Origin of the sequence: Streptomyces chrestomyceticus JCM 4735 (genome assembly GCF_003865135.1) — a bacterium.
In the GTDB taxonomy this organism is placed as follows: Bacteria; Actinomycetota; Actinomycetes; order Streptomycetales; family Streptomycetaceae; genus Streptomyces; species Streptomyces chrestomyceticus.
This window is the reverse complement of record NZ_BHZC01000001.1, coordinates 4,310,073-4,329,362: the sequence shown is the minus strand read 5'-3', so window position 1 is coordinate 4,329,362 and position 19,290 is coordinate 4,310,073. Positions and strand designations below refer to the sequence as shown.

Below are 19,290 nucleotides of genomic sequence, written 5' to 3'. Positions count from 1 at the left end.
TCCACACTCTGTTCCCCACCGTCCCGTCTACCCCGCCGCCTCACTTCGCATCGGCGTAACACTCCACCACCGCCGTACTGAACGGGAACCGCACCGGCGTCACACCGAACGCCGTGCGCCCCGCCAGCTCGGCGGCCTCCGCGACGGCCGCCGCCACCGTCCCGGCCTCCTCCTCGGGGGCGTGCACGATCACCTCGTCGTGCTGGAAGAAGACCAGCTCCGCCCGGAGCGGTGCCAGCGACCGGCGCAGCGCGGCCAGCATCAGCAGCGCCCAGTCGGCGGCGCTGCCCTGCACCACGAAGTTACGGGTGAACCGGCCACGGGCCCGGGCGCTCGCCGTACTGCCGTATGCCGGAACGTTTTCCTCCTGCGGCAGCCCCGCCTCGTCGGGCGGCGCCACGGAGACCGGCGGGCAGGTGCGCCCCAGCCACGTCCGTACGAGCCGGCCCTCCTCGCCCGCGCGCGCCGCCGCGTCCACGTACTCCACCGCGTCCGGGTAGCGCCGCCGCAGATCCGCCATGTGCTTGAGGGCGTCCCCGGACGTCTGGCCGTAAATGGCGCCCAGCAGCCCCAGCTTCGCCTGCGCCCGGTCACCCCCGAAGGCCCGCGCCGCCAGGTCCGCGTACAGGTCGCGGCCGCTGCCCGCCACCTCCATCAGCCCCCGGTCCCGGGAGACCGCCGCCAGCACCCGGGGCTCCATCTGCTCGGCGTCCGCGACCACCAGCCGCCAGCCCGGATCGGCCACCACGGCCCTGCGGACCACCTTCGGGATCTGGAGCGCGCCGCCGCCGTTGGTCGTCCAGCGGCCCGAGACCGTCCCCCCGGGCAGGTACTCCGGACGGAACCGGCCCTCGTGCACCCACTGCTGCAGCCACGCCCAGCCGTGCGCCGTGTGCAGCCGGTACAGGCGCTTGTACTCCAGCAGCGGCGCCACCGCCGGATGCCGGATCTCCTGCAACTCCCACTTACGGGTCGACCGCAGCGTGATCCCGGCACCGGCGAACGCCTTGACGATCTCACCCGGCAGATCCGGGCGCACCCGTACGCCCTCCCCGAACGCCCGCGACACCTCCTCGGCCAGCCCCGCCATACGGCGCGGCTCCAGACCGCCCGGGTAGCGCTCGCCGAGCAGCTCGTCCAGCAGCTCCCGGTGCACGTCCGCCCGCCACGGCAGCCCGGCCCGCCGCATCTCCGCCGCCACCAGCATCCCGGCCGACTCGGCGGCCAGCAGCAGCCGCATCCGGCCCGGGTGCTCGGCCCGCTCCGTACGCTCCAGTTGCCCCGCGTACACCTCCAGCAGCGCCGTGAACTCGTCCACCCCCGGCGGCAGCGGCACCGGGCCCGGCTCGAACAGCGATGGCTGGGTCTCCGCCCCGCGCACCGGCGGATCGCCGGGCACCGGCAGCCGGTGCCGCCGCGCCCACGCCGCGGCCAGCGACCGCGGCTGGCCCGACTGGCCCTCCTCGTGCCCGATCAGCAGCGCCTCGGCCGCCTCGACGTCATAGCACCGCTCGACCCGGACGCCCGCCGCGAGCAGCTTCCGGTACGTCTCCGCGGTCGACCGCCACACCCACCGCTCCGCCTCCGGACACGCGCGTACGGCCTCCGCCACGCCCGCCGCCCGGACCGGCACCCCTACCGGGCGCCCGGCCGCGTCCACGGCGCACGCCACCACCCGCCCGTCGCCCGTTCCCCCGATCACCCACCGCATACGGGTACTTTCCCACCCTCCGCCCCACGCGGCCCGGCACCCGTGCTCCCCACGGCCCGCCGACCGGGCCCCGCGCCGCCGCCCGCCCGCGTCAAGGCGCGCCGTCAACACCGACGTTGGCCGGTTACCTCCCCTACCCGACCCGCCTGACTAGGGGGAGAATGCGCGCGCCGACCCAGGCCCGCACCCCGCCCCCACGCCCCGCACCAGCACCCCCGCCCACGGCAGACACGACGGCAGACAAGGGAGTCGCCCGTATGGCCATCGCGCACCGCGCCATCGGTTCAGGACCGCACCCGGTGATCGTTCTCCACGACTGGTTCGGCACCTCGGCCGGCTGGGGTTCCGTCCTGGACTTCCTGGACCGGACCGCCTTCACGTACGCCTTCCTGGACTGCCGCGGCTACGGCGACCGCAAGTACGTACCGGGCCGCTTCGACCTGCCGGAGATCGCCGGCGATGTGCTGGCCCTCGCCGACCAGCTCGGCTGGGAGCGGTTCTCCCTGGTGGGCCACTCGATGGGCGGCAAGGCGATGCAGCAGGTGCTGGTCGACGCGCCCCATCGGGTGAACCGGATGGTCGGCCTGGCGCCGGTCCCCGCCGGGGCGTACCCGATGGACGACGCGACGCACGAGCTGTTCTACGGGGCCTCGAAGGACCCGGCCAAGCGGCGCGCCATCATCGACCTGGTCACGGGCCACCGGGCGAGCCCGGTCTGGCTGGACCGCATGGTGCGCCACTCGCTCGACATCTCCCGCGAGGAGGCGCACGCGGCCTACCTCGCCAGCTGGCAGTCGCTCGATCTCTCGGAGGCGGTCGCGGACGCGGCGAAGCGGTACGCCGTCCCCGTACGGGTGGTCGTCGGGGCGTACGACCTCGCGCTGACGGCCGATCTGATGCGGGAGACCTGGCAGCGGTGGTACCCGCAGGCCGAGATCGTCACGATCGAGGGGTCGGGGCACTATCCGATGCACGAGACGCCGGTGGCGCTGGCCACCACGGTGGAGGAGTTCCTCCGCGCCTGATGCGCCTGATGCGCCTGATGCGCTGGTTCGGGGGCGGGCCTGCCGCGAACAGGCCCGTGCCCGCATCCTCTGTCAGCATGGCTACGTACCGCCCGTAACGCCGCAAACCGTGCGCAAGGCGGGTGTACCGCCCGCCACACGCCGTCCCGGCGGGCGTGACGGCCGACGGAGCGAGGTGCGGGCATGCGGGTGGCGCTGGCGCAGACGGACTGCGCGCTGGGCGAGGTCGACGCGAACCTCGCCACCGCGCGCGAGGAGGTCGAGAAGTCCGCCGAACAGGGCGCCGACCTCGTCGTCTTCCCCGAACTGAGCCTGCACGGATACCACCTGGGCGCCCTGCCCCGGGACGTCTCGGTCGAAGCACAGGACCCGCGGCTGCGCGACCTGAGCACCCTCGGCCCGGACGTCCTCGTGGGCTTCCACGAGCACACGGTTCTGCGCGCCTACAACACGGCCGCCTACTACGCCGGCGGCACGCTGCTGCACGCGCACCGCAAGCTCTACCTCCCGAACTACCTCTCCTGGGAGGAGCGCAAGCACGTCAGCCCGGGCCAGTCGCTCCGCGCGTACGGCCTGACGAAGTCCCCCAGTGGCGGCCGCGGCGCGACGCTGGTCTGCAACGACGCCTGGCAGCCGGTGCTGCCCTGGATCGCGGTGCAGGACGGCGCCGAGGTGCTGTTCGTCCCCACCAACAGCGCCGCCAGCCTCGACCCGGAGGCGATGGACACCGGCTCGTACTGGGACACGCTGCTCTCCTACACGGCACGGATGCTCCAGTGCTGGATCGTCTTCGTCAACCGCGTGGGCAACGAGCACGGCGCCGCCTTCTGGGGCGGCTCCCGGGTGGTGGACCCGCGCGGCACGGTGGTGGCGCAGGCCCCGAAATGGGAGACCGCGCTGGTCACGGTGGACATCGACCTGTCCGAGGCCCGCCGCCAGCGCCGCGCCGTCCCCCTGGTCGCGGAGGCCCGCCTGGGCCTCATCGACCGTGAGGTGCGGCGGTTGATCGACGAGGGCGGGGATAGCTGAAAGGGAGGGCACGCTCGTTCGGGTGAAGAATCACCCGAATGCCCGCTCGGTGTCGCTTACAGTGACAGTGTGGCACCGCACGAAGGAGGTCCCGTGGCATTGGCAGCCCCAGAGCGCGGTCCGTACGCGATCGGTGAGGAAGCCGATTGCGCGTCGGTCGAGGAAGCCTTCGAAGCGTTGAGCGCGGCATCTCCCGAGGGGTGGCGCGTGGAACTGATCGAAGGGGAGATCCGCGTGGTGCCACCCGCCAATGGCGAACACGAGGAAATTGTGGCCGAAGTCGCGGACCAGGTGGCCGGCCGCCGCAAGGACGCAAAGCTGCGCACGCGTACCGGGCTCGGCCTGAACGTACCGGGGGTCTCGATCACCGGAAAGGTCGTCCCTGACCTGGTGATCGCTCCGAAGGGGAGTTTCAGTGACAGGCTGGAGTACCACGATCCGTCGCCGGTGATGCTGGTGGGCGAGGTCACCTCGAAATCCACCGCGGAGCAGGACCGCGGCCCCAAGCTGCGCGGTTACGCCCGTGCCGGCATCCCCTTCTACCTGCTGGTGGACCGGGAAGCGGAGCAGGTCACGCTTTACTCCGAACCGAAGGGCGACAGGTACACCCGTCTGTCGGCCGTCGCCCTTTCCAAGACGATCGCCCTTCCGGCTCCGTTCGACTTCGAGATCGACACAGGCGAGTTCTGAACCCACGTCGGCCACGGGCCCGGGCTTCGAGCTCGGGTCCGTGGCCGCCCCGTCCCCCTACCAGCTCGACTTCCGCACCCCCGGCAGGAACCCCGCGTGCGCCTGCTCGCGGAGCTTGACCCGGGAGAGGCCGAAGGCGCGGAAGTAGCCGCGCGGGCGGCCGTCGACGCTGTCGCGGTTGCGTACGCGGGTGGCGCTCGCGTCGCGCGGCTGGCGGGCGAGTTCGTGCTGGGCGGCCAGCCGCTCCTGCTCCGGGGTGTGCGGATTGCGGATGACGGACTTCAGCAGGGCCCGCCGGGCGGCGTAGCGGGCCACCGTCGCGCGCCGCTTCTCGTTCTTCGCGATCTTGCTCTTCTTGGCCATCAGACCTTCTCCCCTCGTGCGCGGATCCGGGCGACGGCCGCCTCGATCCCGATCGTGTCCACGGTCTTGATCCCCTTCGCGCTGAGCGTGAGGCGCACATGCCGGCCCTCGCTCGCCAGCCAGTAGCGCTTGCGCTGGATGTTGGGGTCGAAGCGCCGGGACGTGCGGCGGTGCGAGTGCGAGACGGATTTGCCGAAGCCGGGCCGGCGGCCGGTGAGCTGGCAGTGGGCGGACACGGTCAGAACCTCCTAATGAAAATGGAAACCATTTCTGTATAGTAGCGCCCATGGCCCGCAACGAACTACGACCCGTGATCAAACTCCGGTCCACCGCCGGCACCGGCTACACCTACGTCACCCGCAAGAACCGCCGGAACAACCCGGACCGGCTGGTGCTGAAGAAGTACGACCCGGTCGCCGGCCGCCACGTCGACTTCCGAGAGGAGCGCTGAGCAGCGTCATGAAGCCTGGAATCCACCCGCCGTACGGGCCCGTCGTCTTCCGTGACCGGGCCGCCGACTACGCCTTCCTGACCCGGTCGACCGCGACCAGCGACAAGACGGTCGAGTGGGAGGACGGCAACACGTACCCGGTCATCGACGTGGAGATCTCCTCGGCGAGCCATCCCTTCTACACGGGGACGGCGCGGGTACTGGACACCGCGGGCCGCGTCGAGCGGTTCGAGCGCCGGTACGGGAAGCGCGGGGCCCGCTGATGGGCGGCCCGTCGCGGGAGGGCGCCGCCGCCGGCCCCGGAGGCGGCGGGGACCGGCTGCCCGTGGTGATCGTCGGCGGGCTGCACGCGGATGCCCGCCGGACCGCGGTGGAGCGCTTGCTGCACGCCGTACCCGGCAGTGTCGCGCTCCACCACGACCTCGCCTCCGCCGCTGAAGGAACGGTTCGCCGGACCGTGCGGGACGCCGGCGGGGTGCTCGACACGGGCGAGGCGCCGCTGGTCAACGACTGCGCCTGCTGCGCCCTCCGCGAGGACCTGGTTCCCGAGTTGGAGCGGCTGGCCGCCGGACGCACCTGCCGGCTGGCCGTCGTCGAACTGTGGGACTCCGTGGAGCCCAAGGCCATGGCCGAGGTCGTCACCGCCTGCGGCGGCGAGGAACTCGCGCTGACCGGCGTCCTCACCGCCGTGGACCCGGCGCTGCTGCTGCCGTACCTGGGCTGCGGCGACGACCTGGCCGAGGCCGGGCTCGCCGCGGCCGCCTCCGACCAGCGGACCGTCGCGGACACCTGGGCCCGGCAACTGGAGTACCCGCCGGTGCTCGTCCTCGTGCCGGGTGAGGAGGAGGGGGACGCCGCCGACCTGGCGTTGCTCGCCCAACTGCATCCGACGGCGCGGGTCGTGGACGTCGGCTCCCCGGGGGAGCTGGCCGCGGCGGCCTTCGCCGGATTCGACGTGGAGGCGGCCGCCGCGCGGCAGCACCCGGCGTGCGCGCTGCTCCCCCAGGAGGCCGACGCGGACGGCGTCGGGACGCTCGTCTGGCATCGCACCCGGCCCTTCCACCCGGCCCGGCTGTACGCGGCGCTGGAGGACCTGACCTGTGTGGCGGCCCGCAGCCGTGGCCGGTTCTGGCTGGCGGACCGGCCGGACACCCTGCTGTCCTGGGACGCGGCGGGCGGTGCCCTGTGCGTCGAGAACGCCGGGCCGTGGCTGGCCGCGCTGCCGGACGCCGCCTGGGACCTGGTGCCGCCGGTACGCCGCGCCGCGGCCGCCCTGGACTGGCACCCCGAGCACGGAGACCGCGCGCAGCACCTGGTCTTCACCTCGCCGGGGCTGGACCGCGACGGGCTGACGTCGCTGCTGGAGTCCTGCCTGCTCACGGACGAGGAGTACGCGGGCGGGCCGGGGGCGTGGAAGCGGCTGGCCCCTGCGTTCGACGAACTCCTCGACCCTGTCCCGTAACCCCTTCTGCCCCGCTGCTGTCGGTCATCCGCACCCGCACCCGCACCCGCACCCGCCTTCGCCCCCGCCGACCGCGCCCGACCCCGTACCGCCCTCAGGAGCCCCGATGCCCCGTCGCCACGACCCCCGCAAGAAGACCGCGCCCCGCCCCAACCCGCTGGACGCGGCGCGGATCACCTACATCGACTACAAGGACACCGACCTGCTGCGGAAGTTCATCTCCGACCGCGGCAAGATCCGCAGCCGCCGGGTCACGCGGGTGAGCGCGCGGCAGCAGCGGCAACTGGCCCGTGCGATCAAGAACGCCCGGGAGATGGCGCTGCTGCCGTACACGTCGAAGTGAGGACCGCGCGGCCGCCCGCGGCCGTTTGCCGGGTTGCCGCCGCTCACGGAGGGGCCCGGTCCGCTGCCGGCCTTCCGGAACACCGTGCGGTGTTGCGGAGGGCCGGTTCTCTTGTTGCGGGGAACTCTGTCGTCCGCTGATACGTCCCGTGAGCATGGAGTGGGACGTGCTGTGACCAGGGCGCCACGGGCCGTCGTGCACGTGCATCCGACCATGCATCGGCATATGAACGCAGCTATGATCCCCACCAGTTGCAGTTGACACCGGTTACCGCTGTGCGGACTGCTGCTGACAGCCCATCACCGACCGCTCAGCGCGCCACGACCCGTCACCGCTGACCACCGCATCCACCGGGAGACACCTGTGCCCGACGCATACAACGGCATGGCCGCTACGGATCTCCACGGTGTGACCTGGCAGAAGAGCCGGCACAGCAACTCGCAGGGGTCCTGCGTGGAGTTCGCACGGCTGCCGGGCGGGGAGATCGCCGTACGCAACTCCCGGTTCCCGGAGGGGCCGGCGCTCGTCTACACGCCGGCCGAGGTCGAGGCGATGATCGCGGGCGTCAAGGACGGCGAGTTCGACCACCTGGTCCGGGACTGACGGTCCGGGACCGACGGTCCGGCCCGGCCCGGTACGGACCGGCTGCGCGCCTGCCCGGACGGTCCCGGCCGTCCGGGCAGGCCGGCGAAGGCTCCGTGGCCCCCGGGCCCCGTGCCCCCGAGGCCCCGGAGCCTTCGCCGCTCAGGGCAGCCGGAACTGCGCCCACACGATCTTTCCGTGCGGTGCGCCGGCCAGCGGGTGCCAGCCCCAGCCGTCGCTGAAGGAGTCGACCAGGTACAGGCCGCGTCCCGACTCCGCGCCGGCGTCGGCCGTCCCGGCCTCCGGGGACGCGTCGCTGGAGTCGCGTACCGCGCACACCAGCCGCGACGACCACCGCATCAGGTGCAGCCGGGCGGGCAGGGCGTCCGGGTCGGCGGGCGGCTCGTACGGGGCGGGCGCGGGTTCGTACGCACCGGCGGCACCGGTCGTGGCGGCGTGCCGCAGGGCGTTGGTGACCAGTTCGGAGACGACCAGGGCGACGCTGTCGAAGACCTCCTCCAGGTCCCACCGGTGCAGCGTCTCGCGGGTGAACTGCCGCGCGCCGCGCACCGATTCGAAGCGCGGGGCCAGCGAGTAGGAGACGGAACCGGAGACGGCCAGGGGGTCGACGGGAGGAAAGCCCTGCCATAACGGCTGGAGCATGGTCAAAACCTTGGTCCCCATGCGAGGCACTCCTGGCGTTCGCGGACGTCATGACCCTGGCCGGGCAGCCGGATCTGGCGGTCTGGCGGATCTTTCCCGAGCGTGCATGCGTGCGCTGTCCATGGTTCCCAATGCGTACGCCAGATGCAAGGGCAGATGCACGTGCACGCGCCCCGTTTGGGGGCGGCCGCCCCGCTTCACGCGTATTTCTTCCTACGTGTTCTTGTGGAGCACCCGCCCGGGCCTCCCACATCCGTAACCGGATGAGCACTCAACGAAGCCCGGACGTGGCAGACTGCGGGCCACTGTTGGACGGGGTGGGCCATGGGAGGGTCACAAAGGTGTCCGCAAGTGAATCGAGCGGGTCCGTGGTGCGGCGCATCCTGCTGGGGGCACAGCTCCGCAGGCTGCGTGAATCCCGCGGGATCACCCGCGAGGCGGCCGGCTACTCCATCCGCGCGTCCGAGTCGAAGATCAGCCGGATGGAACTGGGCCGGGTCAGCTTCAAGGCACGGGACGTGGAGGACCTGCTCACGCTGTACGGCGTGAACGATCCGCAGGAGCGCGAGGCGCTGCTGGTGCTGGCCCGCGAGGCCAACGTCGCGGGCTGGTGGCACAGTTACGGCGATGTGCTGCCCGGCTGGTTCCAGACATATGTGGGGCTGGAAGGAGCCGCTTCGCTCATCCGCGCCTACGAGGTGCAGTTCGTGCACGGGCTTCTGCAGACGCAGGAGTACGCGCACGCGGTGGTGCACCGCGGGATGCCGGGGGCGAGTGCGGCGGAGATCGACCGTCGGGTCGCGCTGCGCCTGGAGCGGCAGAAGTTGCTGCTGGCGGAGCGCCCGCCGGAGTTCCACTGCGTGCTCGACGAGGCGGCGCTGCGCCGCCCGTACGGCGACCGGGAGGTGATGCGCGGGCAGTTGCGGCACCTGATCGAACTGTCCGAGCGGCCGAATGTGCGCTTGCAGGTGGTGCCGTTCAGCTTCGGCGGGCACGCGGGGGAGAGCGGCGCGTTCACCACGCTCAGCTTCCCGGAGCCCGGGCTGCCCGACGTCGTGTACCTGGAACAACTGACCAGCGCGCTCTATCTGGACAAGCGCGACGAGGTTGCCCAGTACGCGCGGGTCATGGACCGCCTCCAGGAGGACAGTCCGAATCCGGCCGAGACGAGAGACTTGATACGTGGTCTACTCCAACTGACTTAACCCGTAGGTAGCATGAGCTCCCATCAGGAGTCAGCACCCCCCCGGCCAGGGCGCTGTGACCGGCGCCCTGTCCTCCAGATTGGGAATTCGCATGTCCTACTTCGACGAGTTGGCGTACCAGTACATCGACGGCGAATGGCGGGCCGGCAGCGGCTCGTGGGACATCGTCGATTTCAATCCCTATGACGGGGAGAAGCTGGCCTCCATCACCGTGGCCACGGTCGACGAGATCGACCAGGCCTACCGTGCCGCCGAACGCGCACAGGGGGAGTGGGGGGCCACCAACCCGTACACCCGCCGGCTCGTCTTCGAACGCGCGCTGCGGATCATCGACGACCGGGAGCGGGAGCTGGGTGCCGCGATCATCGCCGAGGTCGGCGGCACCCACGCCAAGGTCGCTTTCGAACTCCATCTGGTACGGGAATTCCTGCGCGAGGCCATCCAGTTGTCACTGCGGGCCGAGGGCCGCATATTGCCGTCCCCGGTGGACGGCAAGGAGAACCGGCTCTACCGGCTCCCGGTCGGCGTCGTGGGGGTCATCAGCCCCTTCAATTTCCCCTTCCTGCTGTCGGTCAAGTCGGTGGCACCCGCGCTCGCGCTCGGCAACGCCGTGGTGCTCAAGCCCCACCAGAACACCCCGGTCTGCGGCGGCGGCCTGGTCGCGAAGGTCTTCGAGGAGGCCGGGCTGCCCGCGGGCCTGCTGAACGTCGTGGTCACCGACATCGCGGAGATCGGTGACGCTCTCATCGAACACCCGGTGCCGAAGGTCATCTCCTTCACCGGCTCCGAGAAGGTCGGCCGCCATGTCGCGACCGTCGCCGCCTCCCACTTCAAGCGCACGGTCCTGGAACTGGGCGGCAACAGCGCGCTGGTCGTCCTGGACGACGCCGACCTCGACTACGCGGTGGACGCCGCCGTCTTCAGCCGTTTCGTGCACCAGGGGCAGGTCTGCATGGCGGCTAACCGGGTGCTGGTCGACCGGGCGGTGGAGCGGGAGTTCACCGAGAAGTTCGTCGCCAAGGTCAAGACCCTGAAGGTCGGCGACCCGAGCGATCCGGCCACCCACATCGGCCCGCTGATCAACGAGGGGCAGGCGGAGGCCGTCGCCGCGGTGGTGGACCGCGCCGTCGCCGAGGGCGGCACCGCGCTGGTGCACGGCACGGTGCGGGGCACCCTGGTCGCCCCGACCGTGCTGGCCGGGCTGGCGGAGGACTCCGTGGCGCTCACCCAGGAGATGTTCGGGCCGGTCGTGGCGCTGGTGCCGTTCGACGGTGACGACGAGGCCGTACGGATCACCAACGCCACGCCGTACGGGCTCAGCGGGGCGGTGCACACCGCCGACATCGAGCGGGGCGTGCGGTTCGCCAAGCGCATCGAGACCGGCATGATCCACATCAATGACGGCACGGTGCACGACGAGCCGATCGTGCCCTTCGGCGGCGAGAAGGCGTCCGGGCTGGGGCGGCTGAACGGCGACGCGATGGTGGAGGCGTTCACCACCACCAAGTGGATCTCCATCCAGCACGGCCGGTCGCAATTCCCGTTCTAGCCGGCCGCCCCCGGCCGCACCGGAAAAAATCTCCGGTCGGCGGCCGGTTGAGGACAGTACCTGTCCTCAACGCTTCCTAACGTGCTTCGTGTCGGGCCGCGGCACCAGCGCCGCGGCCCCCACGAAAGGCGGACCCCATGCCCACTCACGTTCCTGCCGAGGCCCACGGTGACGAGCTCGGCGCGCTGCTGGCCTTCCTGGAGGCGCAGCGCGGCGGACTGCGCCGCTCCGTGCTCGGCCTCACCGACGAACAGGCCACGCGGAAGCCGTCCGCCAGCGAACTGTCCCTGGCCGGCCTGATCAAGCACGTCGCGGAGGTCGAGCAGGGCTGGGTGGAGACCGCCCAGGAGAAGCCCCACTCCATCGAACGGGACATGGACACCTGGCACCTGAGCTTCCAGTTGGAGGGCGACGAGACCGTCGCCTCGACGCTCGCCTTCTGGGACGAGGTGGCCCGCAAGACCGAGGAGTTCGTCCGCGCGCTGCCGGACCTGAACGTCACTTTCCCGCTGCCCGAGGCGCCCTGGTACCCGCCGAACGCGGTGCAGTCGATGCGCTGGCTCCTGCTGCACCTGATCGAGGAGACCGCCCGGCACGCCGGGCACGCGGACATCATCCGCGAGTCCCTGGACGGCAAGACGGCCTTCACGCTGGTGGACGAGGAGCGGGCGGCGCAGGGCTGATCCGGGGGCGCTCGGCGCGCCCCCGGCCGGGGGCTCCGGCCCCTCCCCGGGTGCCCTCAATCCTCCCCAGTCCGCAGGTCCGCCGCCCGGCTCAGAACATCGCGCGCGGACTCCCGCTCGGTGTCGTCGAGTTCGACCGCGTCCGCGCGGTCGAGCCAGGGGGCGGCCGCCTGCAAGCCGTCCAACTGGGCAGCCATCTCGGCACGCAGCACAAGGAGCTGTACGAGCTGGAGCGGGGTCGGCCCGGCGCCGTCGCCCGGCCCGGCCTCCGCGCCGGCCCTGTGTTCCAGGGCCGGTCGATGATCCGGGCCGCCGCGGCATGATCGCCCTTGGACTCGCCCATCAACGTCGCCTGGTGGAGGGCGCGCGCGTACCGCTCCTTGGGGACGGCCGCGTACTCGAAGCTGTCGGCGATCGGCTGGCCGATGCGTATGCAGTTGCCGCCGGGATCGGTCATCAGGAACTGCCGCACGCCGTACGTCATGTCCTTCAGCGCCCCGATCCGCGGCAGGCCGCGCGTCGGCACCTTGCCGAGCGCGGCCTTCAGGCCCGTACGGAAGGACGCGTAGAGCCCGTCCACATCGTCGGTCAGCACGTAGCAGGTGCTGTACGAGGTCGCCGGGTCGTGGCTCTTCATCCCGAAGAACTGCAGCTCGATGCCGCGCAGGCGGACACCGCAGTACGGATTCGGGCTCTTCTGGTAGGAGGTCACCTCGAATCCGAGGGCACGGTAGAAGTCGAGGAGGTCGTCGATGGACGGGCACGGAAGGATCGGAATCACAGTCTCGGCCATGCCGGCGAGCGTACGGCGCGCGGGCTCAGTACTCAAACTTGATTAGCGAATCCCGGCTAGGCTGGCCCCAGCGCGAGCGTGAACGATGCGAGGTGGCGATGTCGGCGATCCGGCTGTTGGTTCTGGGGGCCGTGCGCCAGCACGGGCGGGCGCACGGCTACCAGGTGCGCAACGACCTGGAGTACTGGGGCGCCCACGAGTGGTCCAACGCCAAACCGGGTTCGATCTACCACGCCCTCAAGCAGATGGCGAAGCAGGGCCTGATGCGCGCCCACGACATCGCCCCCAGCCCGGCCGGCGGCCCGCCCCGTACGGAGTACGAGCTGACCGAGGCGGGCACGGAGGAGTTCTTCAAGCTGCTGCGCGACTCCCTGTCCCAGTACGACCGCAAGGTCGACGAGCTGAGCGCGGCGATCGGCTTCATCGTCGACCTGCCACGCGAGGAGGCCGTGGCCCTCCTGAAGGAGCGGGTGCGCGGCCTGGAGGAGTGGCGGCTCTCGGTCACCGAGTACTACACCCCGGCGGACGGCCCGGAACAGCTCGGCCACATCGGCGAAATCATGAACATGTGGGTACACGCGGCGGACGGCGGCGCCGAGTGGACGCGCGGGCTGATCGAGCGGATCGAAGGCGGGGCGTATGTGTTCGCGGGGGAGGGGGAGCCGTTTGTGGGGGTGTTGGGGGAGGGGGAGGTTAATCCTTATGGGGCGGCGGAGCTGGGGCCGGAGTATGGGGAGGATGGTGGGGAAGTGCCGCCGCCCTCGGAGTGATCACGCCTCGATGAGTTCCTGGAGATCGATGTCCACGGGGAACGGGGCGCTGGTCACCAGCTTGCCGGTGTGCAGGGGACGCTCGGGACTGGGCGCGTAGACACCTGATTCATGGTGCAACCAGAACTCGTGCACCACCGGCAGGTCGTTCTCGTCGCGCTCGATGCGCCAGTGGGAGGCGATGCCGGCTGCGGCGTACAGGGCCGGCTTGGTGAAGCGGTCGGCGAGATGCGAGCCCTCGGATACCACCTCCACGGCGAGTGCGGCCTTCTCCACGGGAATCTGTTCCACCGTGCGGACATCGAGCCCCGCCTGGTCGAAGACCATCACGTCGGGCCGGGGGACGCTGCGTTCATCGATCACAACACATTGCTCGCAGTCGACGGCGAATGGCTCACGCCGGGCGCTCTGCAACTGGTAGTACAGCTTGTTCCGCACGCGGTTGTGCCACCAGACGGCCATTCCCCGGACCGCGATGTTCCCGTCCAGCAGTTCCCAGTCGAACGGCAGCTCCGCATCCTTCACCTGGTCATCCGTCCAGCCGCCCGGCGGCCGGTGCATCCAGTTCTCCGGGGCGGCCCGCTCTCCCCGCTCCCGCTCGGCTTCTGCGGCCATCGCTGTTCCCATGCGCCGATCGTCCACGTGTTCGTGGCTCCGCGTCCCTCGAACGGCCGTAGCGCCACTCGACCGAGTGACGCCGTGCGCCGCGCCCCCGCCGCCCTCAGTGATGGAACGCGGTGTCCTGCCCCGCCCGTCCCCCCAAAGGCCCGCCCTGCGCCCGAAGTTCCGGAAGCAACCGCTCAAGGTCGGCCACGAACAGATCGCTCAAATCGTGCGAGAACCCGTTACGGCAGACGATCCGCAGCACGGAGAGGTCGTCGCGGTCGGGCGGGAAGGTGTACGCGGGGACGAGCCAGCCGCGCTCGCGCATCCGGCGGGACACGTCGAAGACGTCGAAGCCCGACACGCCGTCGGCCGTGGTGAAGGCGAAGACCGGCAGTTCGTCGCCGCGGGTCAGCAGGCGGAAGTCGCCCAGTGCGCCGATGCGGTCGGCGAGTGAGCGGGCGACGTCACGGGTGGTTTGCTGGACGGCTCGGTAGCCGTCCCGGCCCAGCCGTAGGAACGTGTAGTACTGGGCGACGACTTGGGCGCCGGGCCGGGAGAAGTTGAGGGCGAAGGTCGGCATGTCACCTCCCAAGTAGTCGACGTGGAAGACCAGCTCCTCCGGCAGGGCTTGCCGGTCGCGCCACAGGGCCCAGCCCACGCCGGGGTAGACGAGCCCGTACTTGTGGCCCGAGGTGTTGACGGAGGCCACGCGCGGCAGCCGGAAGTCCCACACCAGGTCAGGGTCCAGGAATGGCGCGATCATGCCGCCGGAGGCCGCGTCCACGTGGACGGGGATGTCCAGGCCGGTGCGTTCCTGGAGGTCGTCCAGGGCCGAGCAGATTTCCGCCACCGGCTCGTACGAGCCGTCGAAGGTCGAGCCCAGGACGGCCACCACGCCGATGGTGTTCTCGTCACAGAGCGCGGCGGCGGACTCGCCGTCCAGATGGAAGCGGTCGCCGCGCATGGGCACCTGCCGGGCCTCCACCTCCCAGAACGTGCAGAACTTCTCCCAGCAGACCTGCACGTTCGCGCCCATGACCAGGTTGGGCCGGGCATGGGCCGGATAGCGGTCGGCGTTCGCCCGGGACCAGCGGCGCTTGAGGGCCATCCCGGCGAGCATGCACGCCTCACTGGAGCCGGTCGTCGAGCAGCCGACGGCGGCGGTCGGGTCGGGGGCGTGCCACAGGTCGGCGAGCATGGCCACGCACCGTTGCTCCAGGTCGGCGGTACGGGGGTACTCGTCCTTGTCGATCATGTTCTTGTCGCGGCACTCCGCCATCAGTACGTCGGCGTGCGGCTCCATCCAGGTGGTGACGAAAGTGGCCAGATTCAGCCGGGAATTGCCGTCCAGCATCAGTTCGTCGTGCACGAGCTGGTAGGCCGCGCGCGGGGCGGTGGGGCCGTCCGGCAGGGTGTGCCGGGGCGGGGCCGTGGCCATGCCCGCGACCGGGTCGGCCTCGCCGTAGAAGGGGTTGACCGACAGGTGCTCCCTGCCGTCCTTGGCGTCTGCTCCCTCGTGGAGTGGCATGGTGCGCGCGTACCCTCACCCGTCCGGGGATAGCCCCGCCTTCAGGGCGCGGGTGAACTTCACGACACGCCGCGCCTGGATGCCGGCGGCGGTCCGGGCCTCGTCGTCGAGGGGCGTCTCGGGGCCGCCGACGTGCGAGGTGCCGTACGGATTGCCGTCGGCGAACTTGGCGGGGTCGGTGTAACCGGGGGCCACGACGATGCCGCCGAAGTGGTGGATCGTGGTGTAGAGCGCGAGCAGGGTGGACTCCTGGCCGCCGTGCTTGGTGGCCGAGGCGGTGAAGCCGCTGTAGACCTTGTCGGCCAGCTTGCCCTCCTGCCAGAGCCCGCCCAGCGTGTCGATGAACTGCTTGAGCTGCGAGGCGATGTTGCCGTACCGGGTGGGGGAGCCGAAGATCACGGCATCCGCCCAGACCATGTCGTCGGGGGTCGCCTCGGCGATGTCGGCGGTCGCGCGGACGTTCTCGGCCCAGGCGGGGTTCGACTCGATGGCGGCCCGCGGCGCCAGCTCGGCGGCCTTACGGAGCCGCACCTCGGCGCCGGCCTTCTCGGCGGCGTCCGCGACGGCCTTGGCGAGTCCGGTGACCGTACCGGTCGAGGAGTAGTAGACGACGGCGAGACGGACAGTGGTGCGGTCGTTGGGCTCGGTCATGACGACACCTCCTACGGTGGCGACGATACGTGCATAAGGGGCATTCGGCGCGCCCGCCCTCGCACCCGATCGCGTGACACTCGGGAACGGCGGGCGCCCCGCCCCCACACTCCCCACCGTCGCGCGGCATGGGTGAACCGTCAACAACTACGCCCCGTGCCGCATGACGTGGGTATTGCGCCACCCCGTACAGGAACTTAGTTTTGCCTGACTTATCGCGCGGGACGGGGGACACGGATCCGCCTGCCCCGCCGTGCCGTCACCCGGCCACGGGTACGGCGCGGGAGCGGTGCCCGAGGCGACCCGAAGGAGCCGACGTGGAAGCGAACGAGGAACGGGCCACGCCGGCCCGCGAGGCCCGCGCCACCGTCTCCCGGCTGCTGTTCGGACAGTTGGCCACGTACGCCGTGGGTGCGGGCGTCCGGCTGGGTGTACTGGACCGTATCGGCGACGGCACCCGTACGGCGGCCGACGTGGCGGCTTCGTGCGGCACCGACCCGCAGGCCACCCTGCGCCTGCTGCGCGCCCTGGCCGCCCTGGACCTGCTCACCGAACACGAAGCGGGCGTCTTCGGGGCCACCGCCGCCGGGGCGCTGCTGCGCCGCGACACCCCCGACTCCATGGCCACCCTGGCCGGCGTCTTCTGCGAGCCGTTCATGACCCGCGCCCGGGAGCGGGTGGCGGACAGCGTGCGCAGCGGCGCGCCCGCCTTCGACGCGATCTTCGGTACGGACTTCTTCAGCCACCTCAAGGACGAACCGGAACTGTCGCGCGCGTTCAACGCCGCGATGGGCCAGCGCACCCACACCGCCGCCCAGCACGTGCCGCCGCACTACGACTTCGGCCGCTTCACCACCGTCGTCGACGTGGGAGGCGGCGACGGCACCCTCCTCGCCGCGATCCTGCGGGCCCACCCCGCACCGCGCGGCATGATCTACGACAGCCCCGAGGGCCTCGCCCAGGCCCCCGCGAAACTGGCCGCCGCGGGGGTCGCCGACCGCGTCACCCTGGAGCCCGGCGACTTCTTCGCGGCCGCACCGCCCGGCGGCGACCTGTACCTGCTCAAGAGCGTCCTCCACGACTGGAACGACGAGCAGTGCGCCGGCATCCTGGGCCACATCCGGCAGGTGCTGCCCCCGGACGGCCGACTGGTGATCATCGAACCGGTCCTCGGCGACACGGTACGGCCCGGCGCGACCGCCCTGCCCTACATGAGCGACCTCAACATGCTCGTCACTGTCGGCGGCCGGGAACGCACCCGCGCCGACTTCGAGGACCTGTGCGCCACGGCCGGCTTCAAAATCACCGGTCTCACTCCGCTGCCGACGGCGGATGCGTTGTTCGTGATCGAGGCTGCGGGGATCTGAGTCGGTACGGGTACGGGCCGGACGGGGCCCGCCACACAGGTCACCATGCCGGCTCCGCCCACACGATCTTCCCGAGTGGGCGGTCGGCCACGCCCCAACTGTTTGCGAGAGCTCCGACGACGAGCAGGCCACGACCTCTTCGGCGGGCTGGGTTACGGGGCTTGTGACGGGGGCGGCGCCGGACGGGATCGTGCACCTCGATCCGTACTCCGCTCAGGGAGGCGGTCACGGCCACGGTGATGCGGTCTCCCGGTTCGGTCCCCTAGCGGATGGCGTTGGCGACCAGTTCGCTGACGACAAGTTCGACATCGCGGACCGGTCCCTCGGCGATGCCGGGTACGGACCGTTCGGCGATCTGTCGCGCGTAGGTACGGGCGTGTGCGGCTGCGCGGCTGGTGCCGGGGAAAGTTGGGTGGGACGCGGGCGGAGACGTCTCCTGGGCGGGTGCGCCGCAGGACATCATGGGCATGGTTCGACCACCTCTCGTGGGGCGAGGGCCGACACCAGCGAACGTAGCTGTAACGCTGCGCGGGGAGCAATAGAGCTACTCGATGTGGGTGCCCGGTCGATTTCGCGTCAGATGCAAGAGCTCTCCTCACCAGGCAAGGCGAGGGGAGCGACGAGCGGGGTTGGCTAGATCGGGCGGTCGTATGCTCCCGCCTTGACGCGCAGAACGAAGTCGCGCAAATTTTCGGGAGCCGTCACTATGACCTCGGCGGGGTGGGCACTCTCTCGGATCTGGACGGCTTCAGCGCTGCGGCGAACTGCGATACATGAGTTCCCGGCCTGGCAGTACGTGGAGATCTGCCAATCATTCTGTGACATTTATGCCTCTCACAACTGTCCTGTGATGGTGTGGATGAAGGAGCGGGATTCGCCCACCGGCAACGCTTTGGCCTTCATGCGGTCCAGGAGCTTCCGGTAGTTCCGCAACTGTGTTGGGGAGTCGAGGAGTGAAATCCCGTGCGTAGCGTCAAGCTGCACCGTGTCGAGCTGTGCCACGTCCCCTTGCGCGTAGAAGATCGACTGGCCCGATCCGGCGAAACCTCCGGCGGTGAACGGGATCACCTGAATCGTGATGTGGTCGCGGTCGCCCATGGCGATCAGATGCTCAAGCTGTGCCTTGGCGGTCTTCGTGCCGCCGAACTGCATCCGTAGGGCAGCCTCGTGAATCACTGCCTCGTACTTTGGCGGCCATTCCTTTTCGAGTACGGCTTGACGTCGCACGCGGTGCTGTATGCGCCGGTCGAGATCTTCGCCCAGTAGAGGGGGATCGCACTCGGCGAAGATGGCTTTGATGTGGTCCTCGGTCTGAAGGAGGCCAGGGATGTGCGCGATCTGATACGTGCGCATTCCGCGTGCGTGGTGTTCGAGCTCCGCCAGGTCGAGGAAGTCGGCGGGCAGCGCCTCAGCGTATTCGAGCCACCAGCCTTTCGTGCGGTCCTCGGCGATGCTGATCAGTGCCTCGATGTGTGCTTGGTCATCGCAGCCGTACACGCAGGCGAGGGCGCGAATGCGGTCACCGCTGACGCCGAACCGGGCGGTCTCCATGTGGCTGACCTTGGTGTGGTCGATGCCGAGCAGGGCAGCGGCCTCGCGGCTGTTGTGGCCGGCGGCTTCCCTCAGACGTCGCAGTTCCGCACCGAGTCGTCGCTGACGAGCTGTGGTGACTGTCCTCGGTGGCATGGGCGTAAGTGTGCCCCTGACGGGTGAACTGGTCCACCGGATCAATGTAGCTACGCTACGGAGGTAGCTACGTTGATCCCTCCTGTCCTATGGTCCTGTCAGCGCGGCGCCGCGAGCCGAAAGGCCGAAGTGC

General features: G+C 70.6%; 24 protein-coding genes. 13 read left to right on the top strand and 11 right to left on the bottom strand.

Features of this window, described 5'->3' with window-relative positions:
* Positions 1–40: 40 nt before the first annotated feature.
* The gene (locus tag EJG53_RS18390) at positions 41–1,711 is read right to left on the bottom strand and encodes a bifunctional 3'-5' exonuclease/DNA polymerase (RefSeq protein WP_125045761.1); all 1,671 of its coding nucleotides are present in this window, start codon (positions 1,709–1,711) and stop codon (positions 41–43) included.
* Positions 1,712–1,968: 257 nt separating this feature from the next.
* Between EJG53_RS18390 and EJG53_RS18385 the strand changes: the two genes are divergently transcribed.
* From EJG53_RS18385 to EJG53_RS18375, 3 genes are all read left to right on the top strand, one after another.
* Entirely contained in the window at positions 1,969–2,736 is a 768-nt protein-coding gene (locus EJG53_RS18385; RefSeq protein WP_125045760.1) for an alpha/beta fold hydrolase, read from the top strand.
* 183 nt (positions 2,737–2,919) lie between these two features.
* Positions 2,920–3,765, top strand: a complete 846-nt coding sequence (locus EJG53_RS18380) for a nitrilase-related carbon-nitrogen hydrolase (protein ID WP_125045759.1) — start codon at positions 2,920–2,922, stop codon at positions 3,763–3,765.
* Positions 3,766–3,858: 93 nt separating this feature from the next.
* Positions 3,859–4,455, top strand: coding sequence for a Uma2 family endonuclease (locus EJG53_RS18375; RefSeq protein ID WP_371858700.1), 597 nt, complete (start codon positions 3,859–3,861; stop codon positions 4,453–4,455).
* Positions 4,456–4,512: 57 nt separating this feature from the next.
* Here EJG53_RS18375 and rpsN read toward each other — a convergent pair whose 3' ends face one another.
* Both rpsN and rpmB read right to left on the bottom strand, forming a co-directional pair.
* Positions 4,513–4,818: a 30S ribosomal protein S14 gene (rpsN, locus tag EJG53_RS18370; protein WP_030019256.1), complete on the bottom strand. Its 306-nt coding sequence runs from the start codon at positions 4,816–4,818 to the stop codon at positions 4,513–4,515.
* The gene (gene rpmB / locus EJG53_RS18365) at positions 4,818–5,054 is read right to left on the bottom strand and encodes a 50S ribosomal protein L28 (RefSeq protein ID WP_031012648.1); all 237 of its coding nucleotides are present in this window, start codon (positions 5,052–5,054) and stop codon (positions 4,818–4,820) included. Before rpmB ends, rpsN begins: the two co-directional genes overlap by 1 nt.
* Before the next feature lie 50 nt (positions 5,055–5,104).
* Between rpmB and rpmG the strand changes: the two genes are divergently transcribed.
* The 5 genes from rpmG (at position 5,105) to EJG53_RS18340 (ending at position 7,677) form a co-directional block, all read left to right on the top strand.
* Entirely contained in the window at positions 5,105–5,269 is a 165-nt protein-coding gene (rpmG, locus tag EJG53_RS18360; protein WP_030260286.1) for a 50S ribosomal protein L33, read from the top strand.
* An 8-nt stretch (positions 5,270–5,277) separates the two neighbouring features.
* Positions 5,278–5,532, top strand: a complete 255-nt coding sequence (locus EJG53_RS18355; protein WP_031012651.1) for a type B 50S ribosomal protein L31 — start codon at positions 5,278–5,280, stop codon at positions 5,530–5,532.
* The gene (locus EJG53_RS18350; protein WP_125045758.1) at positions 5,532–6,731 is read left to right on the top strand and encodes a CobW family GTP-binding protein; all 1,200 of its coding nucleotides are present in this window, start codon (positions 5,532–5,534) and stop codon (positions 6,729–6,731) included. The genes EJG53_RS18355 and EJG53_RS18350 overlap by 1 nt, the downstream gene beginning before the upstream one ends.
* A gap of 106 nt (positions 6,732–6,837) precedes the next feature.
* Positions 6,838–7,074, top strand: coding sequence for a 30S ribosomal protein S18 (rpsR, locus tag EJG53_RS18345; protein ID WP_031012655.1), 237 nt, complete (start codon positions 6,838–6,840; stop codon positions 7,072–7,074).
* Between the two features lie 363 nt (positions 7,075–7,437).
* Positions 7,438–7,677, top strand: coding sequence for a DUF397 domain-containing protein (locus EJG53_RS18340; protein WP_030019250.1), 240 nt, complete (start codon positions 7,438–7,440; stop codon positions 7,675–7,677).
* A 141-nt stretch (positions 7,678–7,818) separates the two neighbouring features.
* Here EJG53_RS18340 and EJG53_RS18335 read toward each other — a convergent pair whose 3' ends face one another.
* Complete coding sequence (locus EJG53_RS18335) at positions 7,819–8,340, bottom strand: ATP-binding protein (RefSeq protein ID WP_125045757.1); 522 nt, start codon at positions 8,338–8,340, stop codon at positions 7,819–7,821.
* Positions 8,341–8,660: 320 nt separating this feature from the next.
* Here EJG53_RS18335 and EJG53_RS18330 point away from each other — a divergent pair, with 320 nt between their 5' ends.
* The 3 genes from EJG53_RS18330 to EJG53_RS18320 all read left to right on the top strand — a co-directional run bounded on the left by EJG53_RS18330 (position 8,661) and on the right by EJG53_RS18320 (position 11,756).
* Positions 8,661–9,524 (top strand): helix-turn-helix domain-containing protein, encoded by an 864-nt coding sequence (locus EJG53_RS18330; RefSeq protein ID WP_125045756.1) that lies wholly within the window; start codon positions 8,661–8,663, stop codon positions 9,522–9,524.
* Between the two features lie 91 nt (positions 9,525–9,615).
* The gene (locus tag EJG53_RS18325; protein ID WP_125045755.1) at positions 9,616–11,073 is read left to right on the top strand and encodes an aldehyde dehydrogenase family protein; all 1,458 of its coding nucleotides are present in this window, start codon (positions 9,616–9,618) and stop codon (positions 11,071–11,073) included.
* A 137-nt stretch (positions 11,074–11,210) separates the two neighbouring features.
* A complete protein-coding gene (locus tag EJG53_RS18320) occupies positions 11,211–11,756 on the top strand; it encodes a DinB family protein (protein ID WP_125045754.1) in 546 nt (181 codons plus the stop codon).
* A 91-nt stretch (positions 11,757–11,847) separates the two neighbouring features.
* Here the strand turns inward: EJG53_RS18320 and EJG53_RS18315 are convergent, their stop codons facing one another.
* Positions 11,848–12,549, bottom strand: a complete 702-nt coding sequence (locus EJG53_RS18315) for a bleomycin resistance protein (protein ID WP_307721688.1) — start codon at positions 12,547–12,549, stop codon at positions 11,848–11,850.
* Between the two features lie 98 nt (positions 12,550–12,647).
* Here EJG53_RS18315 and EJG53_RS18310 point away from each other — a divergent pair, with 98 nt between their 5' ends.
* Positions 12,648–13,319 (top strand): PadR family transcriptional regulator, encoded by a 672-nt coding sequence (locus tag EJG53_RS18310; RefSeq protein ID WP_125045753.1) that lies wholly within the window; start codon positions 12,648–12,650, stop codon positions 13,317–13,319.
* Here the strand turns inward: EJG53_RS18310 and EJG53_RS18305 are convergent, their stop codons facing one another.
* From EJG53_RS18305 to wrbA, 3 genes are all read right to left on the bottom strand, one after another.
* Positions 13,320–13,946 carry a Uma2 family endonuclease gene (locus EJG53_RS18305; RefSeq protein ID WP_244955202.1) on the bottom strand — a complete coding sequence of 209 codons (627 nt, stop codon included), beginning with the start codon at positions 13,944–13,946 and terminating at the stop codon, positions 13,320–13,322. It abuts the gene before it with no gap.
* A gap of 94 nt (positions 13,947–14,040) precedes the next feature.
* Positions 14,041–15,453: a glutamate decarboxylase gene (locus EJG53_RS18300; protein ID WP_125045752.1), complete on the bottom strand. Its 1,413-nt coding sequence runs from the start codon at positions 15,451–15,453 to the stop codon at positions 14,041–14,043.
* A gap of 15 nt (positions 15,454–15,468) precedes the next feature.
* On the bottom strand, positions 15,469–16,104 hold the full coding sequence (gene wrbA / locus EJG53_RS18295) for an NAD(P)H:quinone oxidoreductase (RefSeq protein WP_125045751.1): 636 nt from the start codon (positions 16,102–16,104) through the stop codon (positions 15,469–15,471).
* A gap of 317 nt (positions 16,105–16,421) precedes the next feature.
* On the opposite strand from wrbA, the gene EJG53_RS18290 reads away from it, so the two are divergent.
* Entirely contained in the window at positions 16,422–17,471 is a 1,050-nt protein-coding gene (locus EJG53_RS18290; protein WP_125045750.1) for a methyltransferase, read from the top strand.
* Positions 17,472–17,733: 262 nt separating this feature from the next.
* On the opposite strand, the gene EJG53_RS42555 is transcribed toward EJG53_RS18290, so the two are convergent.
* The 3 genes from EJG53_RS42555 to EJG53_RS18275 all read right to left on the bottom strand — a co-directional run bounded on the left by EJG53_RS42555 (position 17,734) and on the right by EJG53_RS18275 (position 19,157).
* Positions 17,734–17,940, bottom strand: coding sequence for an ATP-binding protein (locus tag EJG53_RS42555; protein ID WP_244955201.1), 207 nt, complete (start codon positions 17,938–17,940; stop codon positions 17,734–17,736).
* Between the two features lie 164 nt (positions 17,941–18,104).
* Positions 18,105–18,296 carry a DUF397 domain-containing protein gene (locus EJG53_RS43915; RefSeq protein ID WP_125045749.1) on the bottom strand — a complete coding sequence of 64 codons (192 nt, stop codon included), beginning with the start codon at positions 18,294–18,296 and terminating at the stop codon, positions 18,105–18,107.
* Between the two features lie 9 nt (positions 18,297–18,305).
* On the bottom strand, positions 18,306–19,157 hold the full coding sequence (locus tag EJG53_RS18275) for a helix-turn-helix domain-containing protein (RefSeq protein WP_125045748.1): 852 nt from the start codon (positions 19,155–19,157) through the stop codon (positions 18,306–18,308).
* Positions 19,158–19,290 lie beyond the last annotated feature (133 nt).